15 protein-coding genes and 1 pseudogene are annotated in these 18,233 nt (G+C 70.5%); 8 read left to right on the top strand and 8 right to left on the bottom strand.

Translation table 11 applies throughout. The features are described from left to right. Positions 1-80 precede the first annotated feature (80 nt). From ACYVOM_RS27820 to ACYVOM_RS27800, 5 genes are read right to left on the bottom strand one after another with little or no spacing between them, the layout of a single operon-like run. Entirely contained in the window at positions 81-1,649 is a 1,569-nt protein-coding gene (locus tag ACYVOM_RS27820) for an acyl-CoA synthetase (RefSeq protein WP_460306475.1), read from the bottom strand. After that, the gene (locus tag ACYVOM_RS27815; RefSeq protein WP_460306474.1) at positions 1,646-2,803 is read right to left on the bottom strand and encodes a thiolase domain-containing protein; all 1,158 of its coding nucleotides are present in this window, start codon (positions 2,801-2,803) and stop codon (positions 1,646-1,648) included. The genes ACYVOM_RS27820 and ACYVOM_RS27815 overlap by 4 nt, the downstream gene beginning before the upstream one ends. 2 nt (positions 2,804-2,805) lie before the next feature. Then, positions 2,806-3,846 (bottom strand): thiolase domain-containing protein, encoded by a 1,041-nt coding sequence (locus ACYVOM_RS27810; RefSeq protein ID WP_460306473.1) that lies wholly within the window; start codon positions 3,844-3,846, stop codon positions 2,806-2,808. Beyond that, positions 3,843-4,772, bottom strand: coding sequence for a Zn-ribbon domain-containing OB-fold protein (locus tag ACYVOM_RS27805; protein ID WP_460306472.1), 930 nt, complete (start codon positions 4,770-4,772; stop codon positions 3,843-3,845). Before ACYVOM_RS27805 ends, ACYVOM_RS27810 begins: the two co-directional genes overlap by 4 nt. 14 nt (positions 4,773-4,786) lie before the next feature. Next, positions 4,787-6,352 carry an acyl-CoA synthetase gene (locus tag ACYVOM_RS27800; RefSeq protein ID WP_460306471.1) on the bottom strand — a complete coding sequence of 522 codons (1,566 nt, stop codon included), beginning with the start codon at positions 6,350-6,352 and terminating at the stop codon, positions 4,787-4,789. A 175-nt stretch (positions 6,353-6,527) separates the two neighbouring features. On the opposite strand from ACYVOM_RS27800, the gene ACYVOM_RS27795 reads away from it, so the two are divergent. The 4 genes from ACYVOM_RS27795 (at position 6,528) to ACYVOM_RS27780 (ending at position 8,932) form a co-directional block, all read left to right on the top strand. Then, positions 6,528-7,340 carry a crotonase/enoyl-CoA hydratase family protein gene (locus ACYVOM_RS27795; protein WP_460306470.1) on the top strand — a complete coding sequence of 271 codons (813 nt, stop codon included), beginning with the start codon at positions 6,528-6,530 and terminating at the stop codon, positions 7,338-7,340. A 139-nt stretch (positions 7,341-7,479) separates the two neighbouring features. Continuing rightward, complete coding sequence (locus tag ACYVOM_RS27790; protein ID WP_460306469.1) at positions 7,480-8,298, top strand: GTPase family protein; 819 nt, start codon at positions 7,480-7,482, stop codon at positions 8,296-8,298. Next, positions 8,295-8,474: a hypothetical protein gene (locus ACYVOM_RS27785; RefSeq protein WP_460306468.1), complete on the top strand. Its 180-nt coding sequence runs from the start codon at positions 8,295-8,297 to the stop codon at positions 8,472-8,474. The genes ACYVOM_RS27790 and ACYVOM_RS27785 overlap by 4 nt, the downstream gene beginning before the upstream one ends. Before the next feature lie 152 nt (positions 8,475-8,626). After that, the gene (locus ACYVOM_RS27780) at positions 8,627-8,932 is read left to right on the top strand and encodes a hypothetical protein (protein ID WP_460306467.1); all 306 of its coding nucleotides are present in this window, start codon (positions 8,627-8,629) and stop codon (positions 8,930-8,932) included. Positions 8,933-9,067: 135 nt separating this feature from the next. Here the strand turns inward: ACYVOM_RS27780 and ACYVOM_RS27775 are convergent, their stop codons facing one another. The 3 genes from ACYVOM_RS27775 to ACYVOM_RS27765 all read right to left on the bottom strand — a co-directional run bounded on the left by ACYVOM_RS27775 (position 9,068) and on the right by ACYVOM_RS27765 (position 11,988). After that, complete coding sequence (locus tag ACYVOM_RS27775; protein ID WP_460306466.1) at positions 9,068-9,655, bottom strand: Uma2 family endonuclease; 588 nt, start codon at positions 9,653-9,655, stop codon at positions 9,068-9,070. A gap of 196 nt (positions 9,656-9,851) precedes the next feature. After that, the gene (locus tag ACYVOM_RS27770; protein ID WP_460306465.1) at positions 9,852-10,967 is read right to left on the bottom strand and encodes an NAD(P)H-dependent flavin oxidoreductase; all 1,116 of its coding nucleotides are present in this window, start codon (positions 10,965-10,967) and stop codon (positions 9,852-9,854) included. A gap of 85 nt (positions 10,968-11,052) precedes the next feature. Beyond that, on the bottom strand, positions 11,053-11,988 hold the full coding sequence (locus tag ACYVOM_RS27765; protein WP_460306464.1) for a PorA family protein: 936 nt from the start codon (positions 11,986-11,988) through the stop codon (positions 11,053-11,055). A 126-nt stretch (positions 11,989-12,114) separates the two neighbouring features. Between ACYVOM_RS27765 and ACYVOM_RS27760 the strand changes: the two genes are divergently transcribed. From ACYVOM_RS27760 to ACYVOM_RS27745, 4 genes and pseudogenes are all read left to right on the top strand, one after another. Next, complete coding sequence (locus tag ACYVOM_RS27760; protein ID WP_460306463.1) at positions 12,115-13,617, top strand: hypothetical protein; 1,503 nt, start codon at positions 12,115-12,117, stop codon at positions 13,615-13,617. 54 nt (positions 13,618-13,671) lie between these two features. Then, positions 13,672-13,800 carry a hypothetical protein gene (locus tag ACYVOM_RS27755; protein WP_281280981.1) on the top strand — a complete coding sequence of 43 codons (129 nt, stop codon included), beginning with the start codon at positions 13,672-13,674 and terminating at the stop codon, positions 13,798-13,800. Positions 13,801-13,805: 5 nt separating this feature from the next. Further along, the gene (locus tag ACYVOM_RS27750; protein WP_460306462.1) at positions 13,806-14,975 is read left to right on the top strand and encodes a glycosyltransferase family 4 protein; all 1,170 of its coding nucleotides are present in this window, start codon (positions 13,806-13,808) and stop codon (positions 14,973-14,975) included. After that, positions 14,965-16,878 (top strand): annotated as a pseudogene (locus tag ACYVOM_RS27745) (alpha-(1->3)-arabinofuranosyltransferase domain-containing protein); the annotation flags it as partial. The gene ACYVOM_RS27750 and the pseudogene ACYVOM_RS27745, both read left to right, overlap by 11 nt. Positions 16,879-18,233: the final 1,355 nt, after the last annotated feature.

The raw sequence follows: 18,233 nt of genomic DNA, 5'->3' as shown, positions 1-18,233 counted from the left end.
CGTCTCCCCCGGAACCCCGAAGGGTCCCGGGGCCGTCCGCCGGAGGCCTCAGCCGTTCAGTGCGCCTCCACAGAACTGCCTCAGAGGTTCTGCGCGGTCTCCTTGGCCCATCGGTAGTCCGCCTTCCCCGCCGGCGAACGCCGCATCTCGGGCACGAAGGCGTACTTGCGCGGCACCTTGTACCCCGACAGGAGCGACCTGCAGTGCGCGTCGAGGTCGGCTTCGGAGACCGCCGCGTCGCGGAGCTGGACGACCGCGGCGACCCGGTTGCCGAACCTGTCGTCCGGGATGCCGGTGACGACCGCGTCGAACACCCCCGGGTGGCCCTTGAGCACCGCCTCGACCTCTTCGGGGTAAACCTTCTCGCCGCCGGTGTTGATCATCTGGGAGCCGCGCCCGTAGACGGCGATGGTCCCGTCCTCCTCGACCGTCGCGAGGTCGCCGGTGAGCAGCCATCGCTGCCCGCCGACCTCGGGGAAGGTCTTGGCGGTCTTCTCGGCGTCGCCGTAGTACCCGACGGGGATGTAGCCGGTGCGCGCGACCTGCCCGATGTCGCCCGAGCCGGGTTTCACCGGCTGAAGCGCGTCGTCGAGGACGGCGATGTCGGGCACGTCGGGCGCGAACTTCAGGCCCTTCTCCGGCGATGAGCCGGGCATGGCCTGCGCGGTGGAGCCGGATTCCGTCGAGCCGAACCTGTCCATGATCATCACGTTCGGCATGAGCGCCTGGAGCCGGGCGGCGACCGCGCCGGTGAGGATCGCGCCCGTCGAGACATAGGCGAACAGGTTGGACAGGTCGTAGGTGTTCTTCTCCAACGCGTCGGCCATGGGGATGGCCATGGCGTCGCCGGTGATGGTGAGGGAGTTGACCTTCTCGCCCTCGATGGCCCGCCAGACGGCGTCGGCCTCGAACTTGCGGACGAACACCATCGTCGCGCCCATCCACCAGCCGATCCACAGCGCCATCTGCGCGGCGCCGTGCATGAGCGGGGCGACCGCCATCATGATCATCTGGCCGCCGCCGGCCGCGTGGTCGACCCAGCCCTGCGCCGTCTCGGGCGCGGGGTAGGTCGGGTTGGCGAAGGCGAACAGGATGTCCTTGGTGCGCCACATGACGCCCTTGGGCATGCCGGTCGTGCCGCCGGTGTAGATGACGTACAGGTCGTCCTCGGTACGCGGGCCGAACCCGCGCTTGTCGGACGCCCCGGCCAGCAGCGCCTCGTACTCGTGCGCGCCGGGCACTGCGGTGGCCCCGCCGACGGCGACGAGGTGCTCCAGCTTCGCCGCCTGCGGCGCGACGGCCGCGACCCGCTCGTCGAACTCGGTGTCGAAGATCAGCGCAACGATCTCGGAGTCGTCGTACAGGTACTGGAGCTCGGCCTCGACGTACCGGTAGTTGACGTTCACCGGCACGGCCCGGATCTTCATCGCCGCGACCAGCGCGGTGACGTATTCGAGTCCGTTGTAGAGCTGCATCCCGAGGTGGTCACCCGGCTTGACGCCGAGTTCGATGAGCGCGTGCCCGAGCCGGTTGGCCTTCGCGTCGAGTTCGGCGAAGGTGAGGCGCTCGCCGTCGCAGACGACGGCGACGCGGTCGGGCAGCGCGTCGGCGACGCCTTCGAACAGGTCGGCATGATGGAAGAGGGTCATGGCTTCTCGCTTCCGACGATCCACATCGCGAAGAACTGGGCGCCTCCCCCGTAGGCGTGGCCGAGGGCGCGCCGGGCGCCGTCGACCTGGTGGTCGCCTGCCATGCCGCGCACCTGGAGCGCGGCCTCGGCGAACCGGATCATGCCGGACGCACCGATCGGGTTGGACGACAGGACGCCGCCCGAGGCGTTCCAGGGGATGTCGCCCTTCAGCGACGTCGCCCCGGCCTCGGTGAGCTTCCAGCCCTCTCCCTCGGCACAGAAACCGAGGTTCTCCAGCCACATCGGCTCGTACCAGGAGAACGGGACATAGACCTCGGCGACGTCGATCTCGGCGCGCGGGTCGGTGATCCCGGCCTGCCGGTAGACGTCGGCCGCGCAGTCCTTGCCGCCCTGCGGGTTCACCGTGTCGCGGCCCGCGAAGAAGATCGGCTCGGACCGCATGGCCGTCCCGTGGACCCAGGCCGGCGGGTTGGGCGCCTGGCGAGCGGCGTCCTCGCCGGCCAGGATCATGGCGCACGCCCCGTCGGACGACGGGCAGGTCTCCAGGTAGCGGATGGGCTCCCAGAGCATCGGCGTCATCTCGACCATCTCGCGCGAGATGCCCGGGATCCGCAGATGCGCGTACGGGTTGAGCAGGGCGTTCTCGCGGTCCTTGACCGCGACGAGCGTCCCGATGTGGTCGGGTGCGCCCGACCTGCGCATGTACGCGCGGATGTGCGGGGCGAAGTACCCGCCCGCCCCGACGACCAGCGACGTGCTGTGCGGCCCGCCGACCGTCAGCGCCCACGTCGCGTTGGACTCGGACTGCTTCTCCCAGGCGAGCGTGAGCACCCGCTGGTGCACGCCCGACTGGATCATGCTGGCCGCGACGATCGCGGTGGAGCCGCCGACCGAGCCCGCGGTGTGCACGCGCATCATCGGCTTGCCCGTGGCGCCGAGCGCGTCGGCGAGATAGGCCTCGGGCATCATGACGCCCTCGAACATGTCGGGGGCCTTGCCGATGACGACGCAGTCGATGTCGTCCCACGTCAAGGCGGCGTCGTCTAGCGCGCGCTGGGCGGCCTCCCGTAGGAGGCCCGCGATGGAGACGTCCAGGCGCTTGGTCTGGTAGCGGGTCTGGCCGATTCCGATGATCGCGCAGGGGTTGCCCATGGTCAGGCCTCCAGGACGGCGACGAGGTTCTGCTGAAGGCACGGGCCGCTGCTGGCGTGGCCCAGGGTGCGGCGGTTCTCGCCGCGGTGGATGCGGGCGGCGGCCTCGCCGATCCGGATCAGGCCGGCCGCCATCATCGGGTTCGCCGACAGGGGCCCGCCCGACGGGTTCACGACCACGTCGTCGCCGAGTCCGAGGGCCTCGCGGAGGATCAGCTCCTCGTGGCTGTACTGGACGTGCAACTCGGCGACCTCGATCCCGGTGGCCCCGGCCTTCTCGCCGGCGATCCGCGCGGACGGCGAGACCGACAGGTCGCGCGCGCCCGGCGAGTGCGGGTCGGCCCTGTGGTCGATGCCTCGGATCCACGCGGGGGTGAGTCCCGTGCGCGCGCTTATCTCGGCGACCTTGTCCCCGGTGGCCAGGACGAGCACGGCTGCGCCGTCGGCCTCGGGCGCGACGTCGTGGACGCGGAGCGGGGCGACGTCGTAAGGCGCGTCGGCCGCGGGGTCGTCAAGGTGCAGGGCGAAGGGGTTGTCCCGTCCTGCGGTCCGGGAGCGGGCCGCGACAGCGGTCAGGTCGCCCTCCTTGGCACCCGAGCGCGCAAGGTAGGCGCGGGCCTGGAGAGCTGCCATCGAGACGGCGTCGATGCCCAGCGGGGCCAGGTAGTACGGGTCGTAGCCGCGCGCCAGGATCTCGCGCAGCGAACCCTGCGACGGCTTGCCGAACCCGTAGACGAGGGCGGTCTCCACCTCGTCGGAGTACTGCATCTTCACCCAGGCCTCGTAGAGGGCCCAGGCGCCGTCCATCTCGACGTGGCTCTCGGAGATCGGCGGCCACGCGCCGACCGCGTCGAGCGCGGACACGAACGAGAAGGGCGCGCCGATCAGGTAGTCGTTCGAGCCGGAGCAGGTGAAGTCGAACCGGGAGATCCCGACCTGCTCCTTGATCTCGGTGATGAGCGGAAGGAGCATCTCGGTCTCGTGGAGACTGCTCTGCCCGCTGTGCCGCGACTGGGTGAACGCGACGATCGCGATGTCTTTCACATGTACTCCGCGATGGACTCGAAGGGGACGTCCGGCTCGTCGATCGGCTCGAACCAGCGGATGTTGGTGATGCTGCGGCCCCACTCCTCGCTCGGCTTCCACACCGCGCGGACCCGCATGCCCATCCGGACCTGGTCGGCGGGGATGCCGGAGACCAGGGCGACCATCGCGATGTCCGAGCCGTCGAGCAGCACGTAGGCCGAGACGAACGGCACCTCGGGCGCGCGCGGGTCGGGCAGGTTGTTGACGGCGAAGGTGGTGACGGTGCCGGTGTGGGAGACCTCCACCTCCTCGGTCGTGGCGACCCCGTCCTTCGGGCAGAGGCCCTTCATCGGGACGATGACCTTCTGGCAGACCGGGCAGCGGTGGCCGAGGATCCGCCCCACGGAGATGCCTTCGAGGAAGCGGTCGAGCGCGCGGCCCGGCTTGAGGTCGTACTCCAGCCGCGACGGGGCGGTGATCATCGTGACCTCGGGGCGGAAGGCCCTGATGTCGGAGATGTCGCCGATGCGCTCGGAGGCGGGCAGATAGTCGGGACGCACCCGCATCCCGACCTTCAGCCATTTGGGCGCCTCGGCCCCGCGCGCCAGCTCGCCCATGTCCAGGGCGTGCAGGATCGCGGTGTCCGCGCCGTCGGGCTTGACGAGCGCCCAGGCGAACGGCCGGTCCATCGGATGCGAGGCGAGCGGCTCGGCCACCCAGGCGAACGACTCGACGACGCCGCCGGGGCCTACCTCGACGAACTCGTCGGTGACGCTGTGGCCGTTCGCCGGGTCGTACTCCAGCGGGGGGAACACGACCCGTCCCGAAGCCGCCTTGACGCCGACGAGCCTGCCGTCGCGCAGCTCCGACAGGAACCGCCCGATGACCGGGCCGACCGACCGGGTGTAGCCGCCCGGGAACTCCAGTGCGTGGTTGGTGGGCAAGAAGGACTCCAGGCTCAGATCGAGGTGGCGCGGTCGGCCCAGTACGGGTCGCGGAGCTTGCGCTTCAGCAGCTTGCCGTTGGGTTCGCGGGGCAGCGCGTCGGTGTAGTCGATCGTGCGCGGCCACTTCATCTTCGCGAGGCGGGGCTTCAGGTACTCGAAGATCTCCTCGGTGAGCGCGGCACCGGGCTCGATGCCCTCGGCCGGCTCGATGACCGCCTTGATCTCCTCGCCCCACTCCTCGTTCGGAATGCCGAAGACCGCGACATCGGCGACCTTCGGGTGGAGGATGATCTCGTTCTCGATCTCGGCCGGGTAGATGTTCGCCCCGCCCGAGATGATCATGTCGGACTTGCGGTCCGACAGGTACAGGTGGCCGTCCTCGGTGAGGTAGCCGATGTCGCCGACGGTGAAGTACTCCCGCAGGCGCTCCTTGGCGGTCTTCTCCGGGTCGCCCTTGTACTCGAACGTCGCGCCGGCCATCTTCATGTAGATCGTGCCGGGGGTGTTCGGCGGAACCGCCTCGCCGTTCTCGTCGACGATGAGCAGCTCGGAGATGGGCCAGCGGGTGCCGACGGTGCCCGGGTTGTCCAGCCAGTCCTGCGGCGAGGCGATCGTGCCGCCGCCCTCGGTGGCCGCGTAGTACTCCCAGATGCACAGGCCCCACCACTCGATCATCTGCTTCTTCAGCGGGACCGGGCAGGGCGCGGCGGCGTGGATCGCCCACTTCATCGACGACACGTCGTAGCGGTCGCGGACCTCCTTGGGGAGCGTCAGCATCCGCTTGAAGTGGGTCGGCACCATGTGGGTGTTGGTGATCCGGTACTTCTCGATGAGGCGGAGCGTCTCCTCGGCCTCCCACTTGTCCATGTAGACGAGCGTGTGGCCCATGTGCAGGGCCGAGCCGCCGAACTGGGTGACCGCCGTGTGGTAGTTCGGCGACGTCACCAGGTGCGCCTCGGGGCTTCCGCCCGCCGCCTGGCCGGGGGTGAAGCCGAAGAACGTCAGCAGGAACGTCATCAGCTCGGCGGAGTCGTCCGGGTCGATGCCGGCGAGCGGGCGGCGCACGCCCTTGGGGCGGCCCGTCGTGCCCGACGTGTAGTGCATCGTCGCGCCGTTGCCGCGGTCCTCCGGCTTGGTGTCCGGGACTCCTGCGGTGAACGCCTCGACCGGGGTGAAGCCGGGGACGTCGCCGAAGGCGAAGCGGCGGGAGGCGTCGAGCTTCGCCTCGTCGGCGCCGCGGACGCCCTCGTCGGCGTGCCGCTCGTGCACGAAGAACGCCTTGGCCTCGCTGTCGGCGACGATGTAGCCGATCTCGGGGCCGGTGAGGTGCCAGTTGATCGGGGTGTAGTACCAGCCCGCCTGGAGCGCCGCGAGGTACAGCACCAGGCCGTCGACCCCGTTGGGGACGAGACCGCAGATGCCGTCGTTCTTCTCCAGGCCCAGGCCGCGCAGCGCGTGCACGAGGCGGTTCGCGCGGGCGAGCAGATCCCCCGCGGTGTGCTCGGTGCCGTCGGGGTCGACGGCCGCGATCCAGTCCGGATCCTTCTCGGCGAGCCGCCAGAAGCCCAGCGTGCCCATGACCATCTCCCTTGCACTCGGGGGTGGGGTGCGATGAGACTCAAGTCCAGAACCTGAGTAGATCACGTTCTAGTTTGAGTGGGCAAGGGGATGTTTTTCTCTTGTTGTACTGCTGATCTCGTACCTAGAATCTGTTCTCGTTACCGCACCCCGCGGCCGAGGAGGAGCACCGACGATGCCGGAGAAGCTGCCGATCAGCACCGCCCACTGCACCGTGGAGCAGGACGGTCCTGTGGTCATCGTGACGATGAATCGGCCGGAAGCCAAGAACGCGTTGAGCAGCGACATGCTCGTCGGCATGGCCGACGCGTTCGCCTACATCTCCGAGGACCCCTCGGTGCGCGTCGGAGTGCTGACGGGCGCGGGCGGCGACTTCTGCGCGGGCGCCGACCTCAAGGCGATGGGCACCCCTTCGCAGGACGAGCGGGTGCGGCAGCGGGCGTCCGAGATCACGAACTACCACTGGAAGGGCCTCCTGCGCGAAGCCGTCCCGACGAAGCCGATCATCGCGGCGATCGAGGGCTACGCCGTCGCCGGCGGCACCGAGTTGCTGCTCGGGACCGACCTCCGCGTGGTCGCCGAGGACGCCACCCTGGGCCTCTTCGAAGCCCGCCGGGGCCTCTTCCCCATGGGCGGCAGCGCCATCCGCCTCCCCCGCCAGATCGGCTATGCCGCCGCGATGGACATCCTCATCACCGCGCGCGAGGTCTCGCCGCAGGAGGCGCTCTCCCTCGGCCTCATCAACAAGGTCGTCCCCAAGGGCGAAGCCCTGAAGGCCGCCCTGGAGTTCGCCGAGGCCGTCGCCGCGAGCGCCCCCCTCTCCGTCCAGGCCATCCTCCGCGTCTACCGCGAGACCTCCCACCTCCCCGAGGAAGAGGCCCTCAAGGTCCAGGACGAGATCGGCTGGAAGGTCATGGCCTCCGAAGACGCCAAGGAAGGCACCCGCGCCTTCCGCGAGAAGCGCCCGGCCGACTTCAAGGGCGCCTGACCCCGCGGTCCCGGCCTGCCGCGCAACCCCTCATCCGAGGGAGACCTCCCCGGACGCGAGACGGATCATCGTCTCCGGGGAGGGGCTCAGACGCACACCGCACGCCCTTCCCCGAAGTCACTCAGGGGAGGACGTACGCATGGCCCACGAGATCGACGAGGAAGGCGATCTCCCGGAGGAGATCAAGAACGCCCTGCTGGAGGCGCTGCGCACGGAGCGTCCGGTGACGATCGGCGTCATCGGCGTGTCCGGGGTGGGCAAGTCGAGCCTCATCAACCGCCTCTTCCGCACCGAGTTCGCCACGAGCGCGACGATCGCCTGCACGAAGGAGTTCACCGCCGCCGACGTCGAGCTCTCCGCCCGCAAGGGGCCCATCGAAGGCGCCGCGGTCTCCCTGCGGGTCATCGACGCGCCGGGTCTGGGCGAGAGCCGCGAGACCGATCCCGGTTACCTCGCCCAGTACCGGGCCCGCCTGCCCGAGTGCGACGCGATCATCTGGGTGAGCGCGGCCCGGAACCGCGCGGCGGCCCTGGAGCAGGAGTACCTGGAAGTCCTCAAGGAGTTCCACCCGAAGATGGTCTTCGGACTGGGCCAGGCCGACCTGGTCGACCCGCTCGACTGGAACGAGCGCTTCAACCTGCCGTCGGAGACGCAGGAGCACCACCTGTCGGAGATCGCCGCGGACCGCGCGGAGAAGTTCGCCGCGGTCACCGGCTCCCCCGTGGAGTTCATCCCGTTCTCCGCGCGCCGCTCCTTCAACCTCCAACTCGTCTTCACGGCACTGGTCGAGCGGGCCCAGCGCGAGCGCGGCTGGCTGCTCTCCAGCATCAAGGGCTTCGAGTTCGACGACTGGATGACCGACGAGGCCCGCCGCGTCGTCGAGGCCGCCCGCCCCGCCCCCGCTTCCCGCCCCGCCGGCCACCGCCTGTTCCACCGCCCTGGGAAGGACACCCGATGAGCGACCACGACCGCGTCCTGCGCCACTTCGACCGCATGTCGCACTCCGACCAGAAGGAAGTCGCCTCCGACGTCGACTCCTTCACCTCCTGGCTCAAGGCCATCAAGGCCCTCGCGGACCTCATCCCCTATGCCATCAAGCTGTTCAAGTGGATCCGGGGCCGCATCCGCCGCTGACCTCCGCACGAGCCGTCCGGCCTTCGCCGATGGCTCGCCCGTATCCGCCCTTCGACTCCTGGACCGGCCGAGAAGTTCGCTTTTCGGCCGGGTCAGGCCATATCCGGTTGTTACGCACCGGTAGCGGTATGGGTTCCGCACAGGAGGTCGATATGTCCGCTACCGAACGCACCCGATGGGCCGAGCGCCGCGCCAACCCGGTAAGCCGCGCCATCGGCCTGATCACCTGGCTCGTCGTCGTCATCCTCGTCGTCGGCATGCTGCTCATCTGGGCCGACGCCAACCAGGGCAACGAGCTGGTGAACTTCATCCTCAACCTGGGCGAATGGCTGGCCGAGCCCTTCGACGACGTCTTCACCCCCGACGGCCACGACGCCGCCATCTACCAGAACTGGACCCTGGCCGCCGTCGTCTACTGGGCCGTAGGCAGCCTCCTCGCCTACCTCACCCGCCGCTGACCCGGGACCAGGGCCCCCGACCCGCCGGGCGGGCAGCCCGTTCCCACCCGGAGAAAGGGCGGCCGCGCCACCACGCGGCCGCCCTTTCGGCGTCCCACCCAGCACCGCACAGGCCCAGCACCACACAGCCCGGCGTCACACGAACCTTGAGGTGTCGAGCGCGAAGGAGAAGGGGGCGGGAAGAGGCACTTCAAGGCCGAAGGCGAACCGGCACGTCTCCTTGTAGTCCTCCGCCTCGGGATCCGGAAGGGCGAACAGGACCGTCGCCTTCTCGTCACGGTCGACGAGCAGGTAGAGCGGGACACCGGCCTTGGCGTAGCACCGCCGCTTGATCACCCGATCGCGATGCGCATTCGAGGACGTCACCTCGACGACCATGGCGATGCCCTCGGAGTCGGCCCAGGAATCCTCGTCCAGGAAGAGATCCAGATGCTCGGGGGCGAAGACGATGTCGGGGATGACATGGTTCTTCGGACAGGAGGCGCCTCTGACCAGTCTGACGCCCCTGTTCCCCGAGACGCTCATAGGCGTCTCGGCGCTCCTGATCACCTGCGTGACGACCGACGAGATCGCCCTCTCATGAACGCCTGCCGGCGGCGGTACCACTGTGATCTCCCCCTCGAGAAGTTCCGCACGGAACCCTTCGGGGGTGGCCAGGTTGAGGAAACCGTCGAGCAGGGCCTGCTCTGCGTCGAGCGGATCTTCGATGGCTTCAGCGCTCATATCCCGAATCCCTCCCGTTCATGGCCAGCATAAGGAATCGCGTCCCCATGCGACACCGCGACGAGTACCGAAGGTCAGGGGAAAGCTACTCTCGGCGAGTTCCGCGCGTGGGGCGATCGGCGGAAATAGTGGCCTGACCTGCGAAAAGGCGCCCCCCGGGGGGAAGGGGGCGCCTTGGGGTGGGAAGAGCGGGGGGTCAGGGTTCGTCGTTGACGAGGGTGTTGAGGCGGTCGGTGGCCTCGATGAACTCGGACATGAGGTCGTAGACGACCTGGGCCGTGGGTTTGACCTGGTTCATGGAGCCGACGATCTGGCCTACGGGGAAGGTGACGAGTTCGCCGTCGCCGCTCCGGGAGATGCGGCGGAGGGCGTCGGAGATGAGCATGAACTGCATGGGCATGGGGAGGTAGCCGGGGGACTTCTCGGACTCCCAGGCCTCGGTCCAGGCCGTCTTGAGGAAGCGGGCGGGCTTGCCCGTCCAGGCGCGGGAGCGGACCGTGTCGCGGCTCGTGGCCTTCAGGAGCTTCGGCATGGCCTGCTCGGGGGTGTCGGCCTCGTCGACGGTCAGCCAGATGCTGCCGGTCCAGACGCCTTCGGCGCCGAGGGCGAGGCCCGCGGCGACCTGGCGGCCCCTGCCGATGCCGCCCGCGGCCAGGACGATGGCCTCGTCACCGACCTCGTCCACGACGTCCGGGATGAGGACCATCGTGGAGATCTCGCCGGTGTGGCCGCCCGCCTCGGTGCCCTGCGCGACGATGATGTCGACGCCGACCTCGACCTGCTTGCGCGCGTGGTGCGCGCTGGAGGCCAGGCCCGCGACCTTCACACCGTGCTCGTGGGCCAGTTCGACGACGTCGGCCGGGGGCGGGCCGAGCGCGTTGGCCAGCAGCGCGATCGGGTGCTTGAGCGCCACCTCGACCTGCGGCCGGGCCGTCTGGTCGGTCCAGCCGAGCAGGGCGCGCCCGGCGGTCTCCGTGGACGGCTCCACCCCGTGCTCGGTGAGCAGGTTCTCCAGGAACTCCCGATGTTCCTGCGGGATCATCGCCTGGAGTTTGCCCAGCAGTTCCTCGGCGTCGCCCAGGTCCGCGCCCTCGTACTTCGCCGGCATCACGACGTCCACACCGTACGGCTTGCCGCCGACGTGCTCGTCGATCCACTTGAGCTCCAGCTCAAGTTCTTCCGGCGTGAAGTAGAGCGCACCCAGCACGCCCATGCCGCCTGCGCGGCTCACCGCGGCGACCACGTCGCGGCAGTGACTGAAAGCGAAGATCGGGTACTCGATACCGAAGAGTTCGGTTACACGTGTCCGCACCCCCGCACCGTAACGCGCGCGGGGGAGAAACTGCAACAGGTTCTATTTTGCTTTGGTCTGGGCCGCCGGGATCAGGGAACCCGTTCTACTTCTTCGTCTTCGCGGGGCGCGGGCCCCCGACCAGCGACAGGACGCCGCCGACGATGAGCATGACGAGCCCGAGGCCGAAGGCGATCGCCGGGAGGACCACCTCGACGCGGCTGATGTTGGCCGCGTAGGCCTCGGAACGGCCGGCGAGCTTCTTCACGTCCTCGTCCCGGGTGACCAGGTCGGCCTTGACGAAGGTGCCCTCGTCGCCGTCGGCGGTGCGCAGCGTCGAGTCGATCTTCTGCTCCAGCTTGACCGGCATGCCCGTGCGCGGGTCCACCCAGAAGGTGTTCTCCGACGCGTAGTACCTGTCGATCTTGGCGGGCTTGTCGTCCTCCTTCAGGCCGACGACGGTCGGGTTCACCTTCTTCTTGGACTTGCCGAGAAGGGTCGGCTCGACCGTCTGCTCGTACCGGTAGACCTCGACGCCCTCGATCGTCTCCACGCCCGAGAACACCGCGGGCCAGGTCCGTCCCGTCGGCAGGTCGAACACCTGGTAGGTGCGCTGCTCGACCTTGCCGATCGGCAGCATCAGGCCGTAGCCGCTCTGCTTGACCGAGGTGTCGCGGTCCAGCATCGCGCCGGCCTCGTTGGACAGGAGGCCGGTGCGCCGGTCGGGCGAGAACTGGAACTCGATGAGGGAGAGCTGGCCCTTCTTCTGGCTCAGGTAGTAGGTGCCGATCAGCGCAAGGAACTCGTCGCTGCCGTTGCGGACGTCACCGGAGACGCTGATCTGCCCCTTGACCTCCTGGTCGCTCTTGACCTTGTTCGTCGACAGGTCGTAGAACGAGCCCGCCGGGTCGACCAGGGTGATCCGCTCCTGGAAGTCCAGGGGAACGGCGACGACCTTGTCCGCGATGTAGAACCGGCAGAGCGGAGCGAGCGTCAGGAAGAAAGCTCCGAGCATGACCAGCAGAAAGCCGCCCCGCCGCATCTACCGCACCTCCGGGTGTGTGCGGAGCCCCCGGGAAAGGCCCGCATTACTGGGCCGTAACCCTACCGGAGGGGATATCCGCGACTCCTGGGTCAGACAAGTTGTTATCCGACCTACTCTCTTCCCGTGACATCCCGCAGGGCGCCCTTCCCCCCGCTGCTCGGGCTGTGCGCCGGGCTCCTCGCCCTCGGCCCCGCGCTCGCGCCCGGCTTCGTGCTGTCCTACGACATGGTCTTCGTGCCCGATCCGGCACTGACGGAGGCGATGTTCGGCGGGACCGGCGGCTTCCCGCGGCAGGTGCCGAGCGACGCTTTCGCCGCGGCCTTGTCGTTCGTGCCTTACAGCCAGCAGTTGATCCTTCTGTCGATCTTCGTTCTCGCGGCGTGGGGCGCCGCCCTGCTTGTTCCCGGGAGCTGGCCGGGAAAGGCCGCGGCGGCGATCTTCTTCGTGTGGAACCCCTACGTCGCCGAACGGCTGCTGCTGGGGCACTGGGCTCTGCTGCTCGGCTACGCGGGGCTGCCCTGGGTGCTGCACGCGGTCCTCCGACGCCGACACCTGTGGGCCGCGCTCATCCCGGCGGCCATAGGCGGGTTCGCCGCCATGAACCTCACCCTGCTCGTCATCGTCGCGGGCCTTGTCGTCCTGCGGGGGCGCGGCGCCTTGAAGGCCTGCCTTACGTACGTCGCCTTCGCCTCCCCGTATCTGATCCCGGCTCTGTTCGTCGCCTCCGGCACGCGTACGGACCCGGCAGGGGTGGACGCCTTCGCCGCGCGTGCCGACACCCCCTTCGGCTCCCTCGGCAGCCTGCTGTCCTTGGGCGGCATCTGGAACGCCGAGACGGTCCCGCCCGGGTACGGCCCCTTCCTGCCGTCCCTTCTCCTGCTCGTCACCGTCTGCGCCTGCCTGATCTGCCTCGCCCGCGCCCGGACGCCGCTCAGCCGGGCCGCCCTCTACGCGGGCTGCACGGGGCTCGCCCTGGCCTGCATAGGCATCACCGGGCCTGGCCGGACCGCCTTGCGCACCCTCGTGGAGATCCAGCCCGCGTTCGGCGTCCTGCGGGACGGACAGCTCTATCTGGGGCCCCTCGCCCTGGCCGCCGCCCTGGGACTCGGCCGCCTCGCCTCCACCCGTCTGCTGACCCCTCTGGCCCCCGCCTTGCCCCTCGTCCCCGTGCTGCTCCTTCCGGGGCTCGCCTGGGGCGCGTTCGGCGGCCTGTCCTCGGTCGACTACCCCGACGACTGGCGGGCCGCCCAGAAGCTCATCAACGCCGACCCCGTCGGAGGTCCCGCCCTTTCCCTCCCGTGGGGCGCCTACCGCAGGCCGGACTGGAACGGCGGCCGGGCCGTCATGGACCCGCTCCCCCGGATGCTGGAGCGCCACGTCGTCTGGAACGACGGCTTCCAGGTGGGCGACACCGTTCTGGCCAACGAGGACCCCCGCGCGGTCCGGGCCGCGGAGATCCTGCGGACGTCCGACGGGCTCGCCGCGCCGCTCGCCGCCGAGGGCTACCGGTACGTGCTGATCACCAAGGACGCCTCGACCGAGGCCCTCCAGGCAAGGCTCACCGGCGCCACGCTGGTGCTCGACGGCCGCACACTGCTCGTCTTCCAGCTCCAGCACCCTGGCTGATTCGGTATAAATGGCCATAACCTTGGCCTCCCCCGGGCAACTGAAAGGCCTCCGATGCGCATCCTCGTCGCGATCATCGCCGGCGTGCTCTTGGCGACCGGCTCCTCCGTGGCCATCGTCAACGCCGCGACGGCCAAGCCCGACCCCCGGCCCCTGAACATCTACCCCTACGGCCAGCGTTAGCCGCCTTGGCGCTGTCATCGGGGACGGTCGACGACGCGGAACGACCCCTCGATGGAAGGGCCGTCCCGCGGCGTGTCGCGATCGTCAACTGGCGTGACCCGTGGCAGCGCGCGGCCGGCGGCGCCGAGCTCTACGCCTGGCGGATGGCCGAGCAGCTCCGGGACCGGGGCTCTGCCGTCACCTTCGTGACCGGCCGCGAGCCTGGCCAGCCCCGCGCCGAGACCAGGGACGGCGTCCGGATCGTCCGCCGGGGCGGGACCTTCTCGCGCTACCCGCTCGTCCTCGGCTGGCTGGCGCGCCACCGGAACTCCTTCGACGTCGCGATCGACTGCATGAACGGCGTCCCGTTCCTGTCCCCGATGGCCCTCGCCCGGCGCACCCGGATCATCCTGCTCGTGCACCATGTCCACGACCGCCAGTTCTCGGTGTACTTCGGCAGGTTCCTGGCCGCCGTCGGGCGCACGATCGAAGGCCCCGTGGCACGGCGGGTCTATCGCGGCAGGGACACCGTCGCGGTCTCCGCGTCGACCGCCCACGCGCTGCGAAGGCGGCTGCGCTGGGAGAGCCCGCTTTACATCGTCCCCAACGGGGCCCCCTCCCCCACGCCGCTACCGCGCGGCGCCTCCACCGGCGAGCCTTCGCTGGTCGCCGTCGGCCGGCTCGTCGCGCACAAGAGGATCGGCCTGCTGATCGACGCCGTCGCCGCGCTGCGCGCCGACCACCCCGGCGTCCACCTGCACATCGTGGGCCGCGGCCCCGAGCACCCCGCCCTCGCCGACCGGATCGACGCCCTGGGCCTCGCCGCCCACGTGACGCTGCACGGATACCTGCCCGAGGCGGCCAAGGACGCCCTGCTCGCGGGCGCCGACCTGCATCTGTCGGCGTCCCGCTACGAGGGCTGGGGGCTGTCCGTCGTCGAGGCCGCCGCGCACGGCGTCCCGACCGTCGCCCACGACGTCGAGGGCCTGCGCGACGCCATCCGCGACGGCGAGACGGGCTGGCTGGCGCGGCCCGGCGAGGACCTCGCCGACGCCGTCCGCCGGGCCCTCGGGGAGGTCCGGGCGCACGGCCCGCGGTTCCAGGCCGCGTGCCGGGGCTGGGCGGCCCGGTTCACCTGGGAGGAGAGCGGCGCGCGCATGCACCGCCTGATCATGGACGACCTCGATGCCTTCTGACGTGTCCGCCCGGCCCGGATCGCCCGCCGGACCCGGCGCGCGGGAGAGGGTCCACGCGTGGGTGGGCGCCCTCGTCCTGACGACGATCGCGTTCGTCGCCGCGCCGGGCCGGATCATCCCGGACACCAAGCTCGACATGGCGCTGGACCCGTCCGGCTTCCTGGGCCGCGCACTGCACCTGTGGGACCAGTCGGGCGCGTTCGGCCAGGTGCAGAACCAGGCTTACGGCTACTTCTTCCCGATGGGGCCGTTCTACCTGCTCGGCGACGCCCTCGGGACGGCCCCGTGGATCACCCAGCGGCTCTGGCTCGCCCTCGTCCTGTGCACTGCCTACTTCGGCGTCCTGCGGCTCACCCGGGCGCTCGGCCTCGGCGGGCCCAATGCCCAACTCGTCGCGGCGTTCGCCTACGCGCTCGCACCGCGCGCGCAGACGCTCGTCGGGATCAACTCCGCGGAGTTCTGGCCGACGGCCGTCCTGCCTTGGATTCTGCTGCCTCTGGTCACCGTACGGTCGCCCCGACGCGCCGCGGCCTTCTCCGCGCTGGCCGTCGTCGCGTGCGGCGGGATCAACGCGACGGCCGTCTTCGCGGTCCTCCTTGTCCCCGGCCTCTACCTGCTCTTCTACCGGCGGCGCCTCCTGCTCTGGTGGGTGCCCCTGACGGCCGCGGCCTCCTTCTGGTGGCTCGCGCCGACCTTCCTCATGGGCAAGTACGTCTTCCCGTTCCTGCCCTACACCGAGACCGCCGCCACGACCACGGCGATCACCTCCCTGCCCAACGCGCTGCGCGGGGCGTCCCAGTGGGGGGCCTACCTGCCGGGCGGCTTCAGCCCGTGGTGGCCCGCCGGGAACCAGCTCGCGGGCGCCTGGTGGCTCATCCTCGCGACGGGCCTCGTCGCCGCGCTCGGCGTCCTCGGGATCCGCCGGTCGCGGCACCGCGTGTTCCTCGCCACGACCCTGCTGCTCGGCCTGGCCGTCGTCGTCGCCGGGCACACCGGCACCCTCTTCTCCGGAGAGGTCCGCGACCTCCTCGACGGTCCGCTCGGCCCGCTGCGCAACCTCCACAAGTTCGACGCCCTCATCCGCCTGCCCGTCGTGCTGGGCCTGGCCTCCCTGTCGGTGTCGGTGCCCTGGCGGCGGGCCGCGGCCGTGCTCGTCGCGGCCTCGGCCCTGCCCGCCCTGACGCCCGGCCTCGCGATCCGCGAGGCGCCCGTGAACGTCCCGGGCTACATGCGGCAGGCGGCGGACTGGCTCAACGAACGGGACGGGACCGTCCTGTCCGTTCCCGGCCAGCAGTTCGCCCAGTACACCTACGGCCGGATGATGGACGACCCCCTCCAGTCGCTCCTGGACGGCCGGTGGGCGGCCCGCATGGTCAGCCCGAGCGGCTCGGTCGGCCTCGCCCGGCTGCTCCAGACGTTCGACGACAGGTTCGCCACAGGCCGGGGCTCCGCCGGCATGGCCCAGGTCCTCGCCCGTATGGGGGTGCGGTACCTGTTCGTCCGCAACGACGTCGAAAGGGGCGTCCTCGGCGGCGCCTGGCCCGCCCGGGTGCACGGCGCGATCGACGCCATGCCCGGGGTCGAGCGGGTCGCGTCGTTCGGCAAGGAGCAGGGCCAGAAGTTCGACAGCGCGACCGACTCCTTCGACCAGCGCTATCCGGCCGTCGAGATCTACGAGATCCCCGCCGCCGGCTCCCGCGCGACGGTCCTCGACGGGGAGCCGCTGCGCGTCTCGGGAGGCCCCGAGGCGCTCCTCGCGCTCGCCGACGAGGGCCTGCTCGACGACGGCCGCCCGATCGTCCTCAACGACGGCGCCGAGACCGCCGACGTCGCCTCCGACACGCTGCGCCGCCGCGAGCTGTCGTTCTCGGACCTGCGCGGCGGCATCTCCCCCACGATGACCGCCGACCAGGAGTACCTGGGGACCACCCAGACCAAGGACTTCACCGAGGACGACTGGGCGGGCGACGAGTCCGTCGCCCGGTACTCCGGCATCCGCGACGTGACCGCGTCCAGCAGCGCCGCAGACTCCGGGGCCTCGCTCGGCGCGGGCCTGATGTCGCAGCACCCGTTCGCCGCCCTCGATGGCGACCCCAAGACCCAGTGGACGTCCGCAGGATGGGACGGGGCCGTCGGCGAATGGCTGGAGGTCGAGTTCGACCGGGCCATCGTCCCCGAAGGGGTCGACGCGGCCTTCGCCGTCAGCGACCTGCTCGGCCCCTCGGTGTCCCGGGTGCGGGTCGAGACGGACGCGGGCGGACTCGTCCAGGACGTCCGCGCCACCCGCAGGACCCAGCACCTCAAGGTCCCCGAAGGCCCGACGACGCGGCTGCGGATCGAGATCACGGCGATCCGGACGAAGAACCCGTTCCCCCTCGGCACCCGCGCGGCGATCACCGAGCTGAGCGTGCCGGGCGTCGCGCCCCAGCGCGCGATCGCGCTGCCCCGCACCGCTTCGACCGTCGTGTTCACCGGCCTGAACGGGTACACGCCGGGCTGCATGGAGGGGTCAGAAGGCTGGGTGTGCTCCGGTTACCTGGCCGCCCAGGGCGAGGAGGGCGGCGGGTTCGTCCGGACCTTCACGCACCCCGGCGGGAGGACGAGGCTGACGGGGAGCGCGATCGTCTCCGACCCGGCGCTCGTCGCGAAGTACACCGGCGCGGGCGGCGTCCGGGCCTCCTCCGCGCTCGTCGACGACGCGCCCGCCCAGCCGAGGTCGGCGTTCGACGGCGACCCGGCCACCATCTGGACTGCCGAGCTCGCCGACGGGGATCCGGTGCTGACGCGTGAGTTCGCCGCGCCCGTCACCCTCTCGGAGCTGCGGTTCGACTTCGCCGCCAAGCGCGGCATCACCCGCATGACGATCACCGGCGACGACGGCGAGGCGCAGGAGGTGCTCGTCTCGGCCAAGGGGGTCGTCCGGTTCGCCCCGATCCGGACGAGGACGCTGAAGCTGGAGTTCCCCGGCGCGCCCGCCATCCAGATCGCCGAGGTGACCGGCCCGGGTTTGGAGGCGCTGCCGACCGAGGGGACGGTCACGGACTCCTGCGGCGCCGGCCCGTCCTTCACCGTGGGCGGCTCCGAAGTACGGACCCGCCTTCTAAAGGCCTCCTACGCCGATGTCCTCGCCGGGCGATCCGTCCGCTTCGCCTCCTGCGGCACGGTGCCGCTCAAGGCCGGTGAGCAGACCCTCGCCCTGAAGAAGGGCGCCTTCCTCATCGCGTCGGCCGCGTTGAGGCCCGTCGAAGCCTCCCCTGC

The sequence above is a fragment of the Actinocorallia aurea genome, assembly GCF_054783995.1.
This window is presented reverse-complemented; position numbering and strand designations above follow the sequence as displayed.

What these genes read in the sequence shown, in the direction of transcription:
- ACYVOM_RS27820 (WP_460306475.1), bottom strand. Translation starts at nt 1,649, where the DNA reads ATGACCCTCTTCCATCATGCCGACCTGTTCGAAGGCGTCGCCGACGCG.
- ACYVOM_RS27815 (WP_460306474.1), bottom strand. Translation starts at nt 2,803, where the DNA reads ATGGGCAACCCCTGCGCGATCATCGGAATCGGCCAGACCCGCTACCAG.
- ACYVOM_RS27800 (WP_460306471.1), bottom strand. Translation starts at nt 6,352, where the DNA reads ATGGGCACGCTGGGCTTCTGGCGGCTCGCCGAGAAGGATCCGGACTGG.
- ACYVOM_RS27795 (WP_460306470.1), top strand. Translation starts at nt 6,528, where the DNA reads ATGCCGGAGAAGCTGCCGATCAGCACCGCCCACTGCACCGTGGAGCAG.
- ACYVOM_RS27790 (WP_460306469.1), top strand. Translation starts at nt 7,480, where the DNA reads ATGGCCCACGAGATCGACGAGGAAGGCGATCTCCCGGAGGAGATCAAG.
- ACYVOM_RS27785 (WP_460306468.1), top strand. Translation starts at nt 8,295, where the DNA reads ATGAGCGACCACGACCGCGTCCTGCGCCACTTCGACCGCATGTCGCAC.
- ACYVOM_RS27780 (WP_460306467.1), top strand. Translation starts at nt 8,627, where the DNA reads ATGTCCGCTACCGAACGCACCCGATGGGCCGAGCGCCGCGCCAACCCG.
- ACYVOM_RS27775 (WP_460306466.1), bottom strand. Translation starts at nt 9,655, where the DNA reads ATGAGCGCTGAAGCCATCGAAGATCCGCTCGACGCAGAGCAGGCCCTG.
- ACYVOM_RS27765 (WP_460306464.1), bottom strand. Translation starts at nt 11,988, where the DNA reads ATGCGGCGGGGCGGCTTTCTGCTGGTCATGCTCGGAGCTTTCTTCCTG.
- ACYVOM_RS27755 (WP_281280981.1), top strand. Translation starts at nt 13,672, where the DNA reads ATGCGCATCCTCGTCGCGATCATCGCCGGCGTGCTCTTGGCGACCGGC.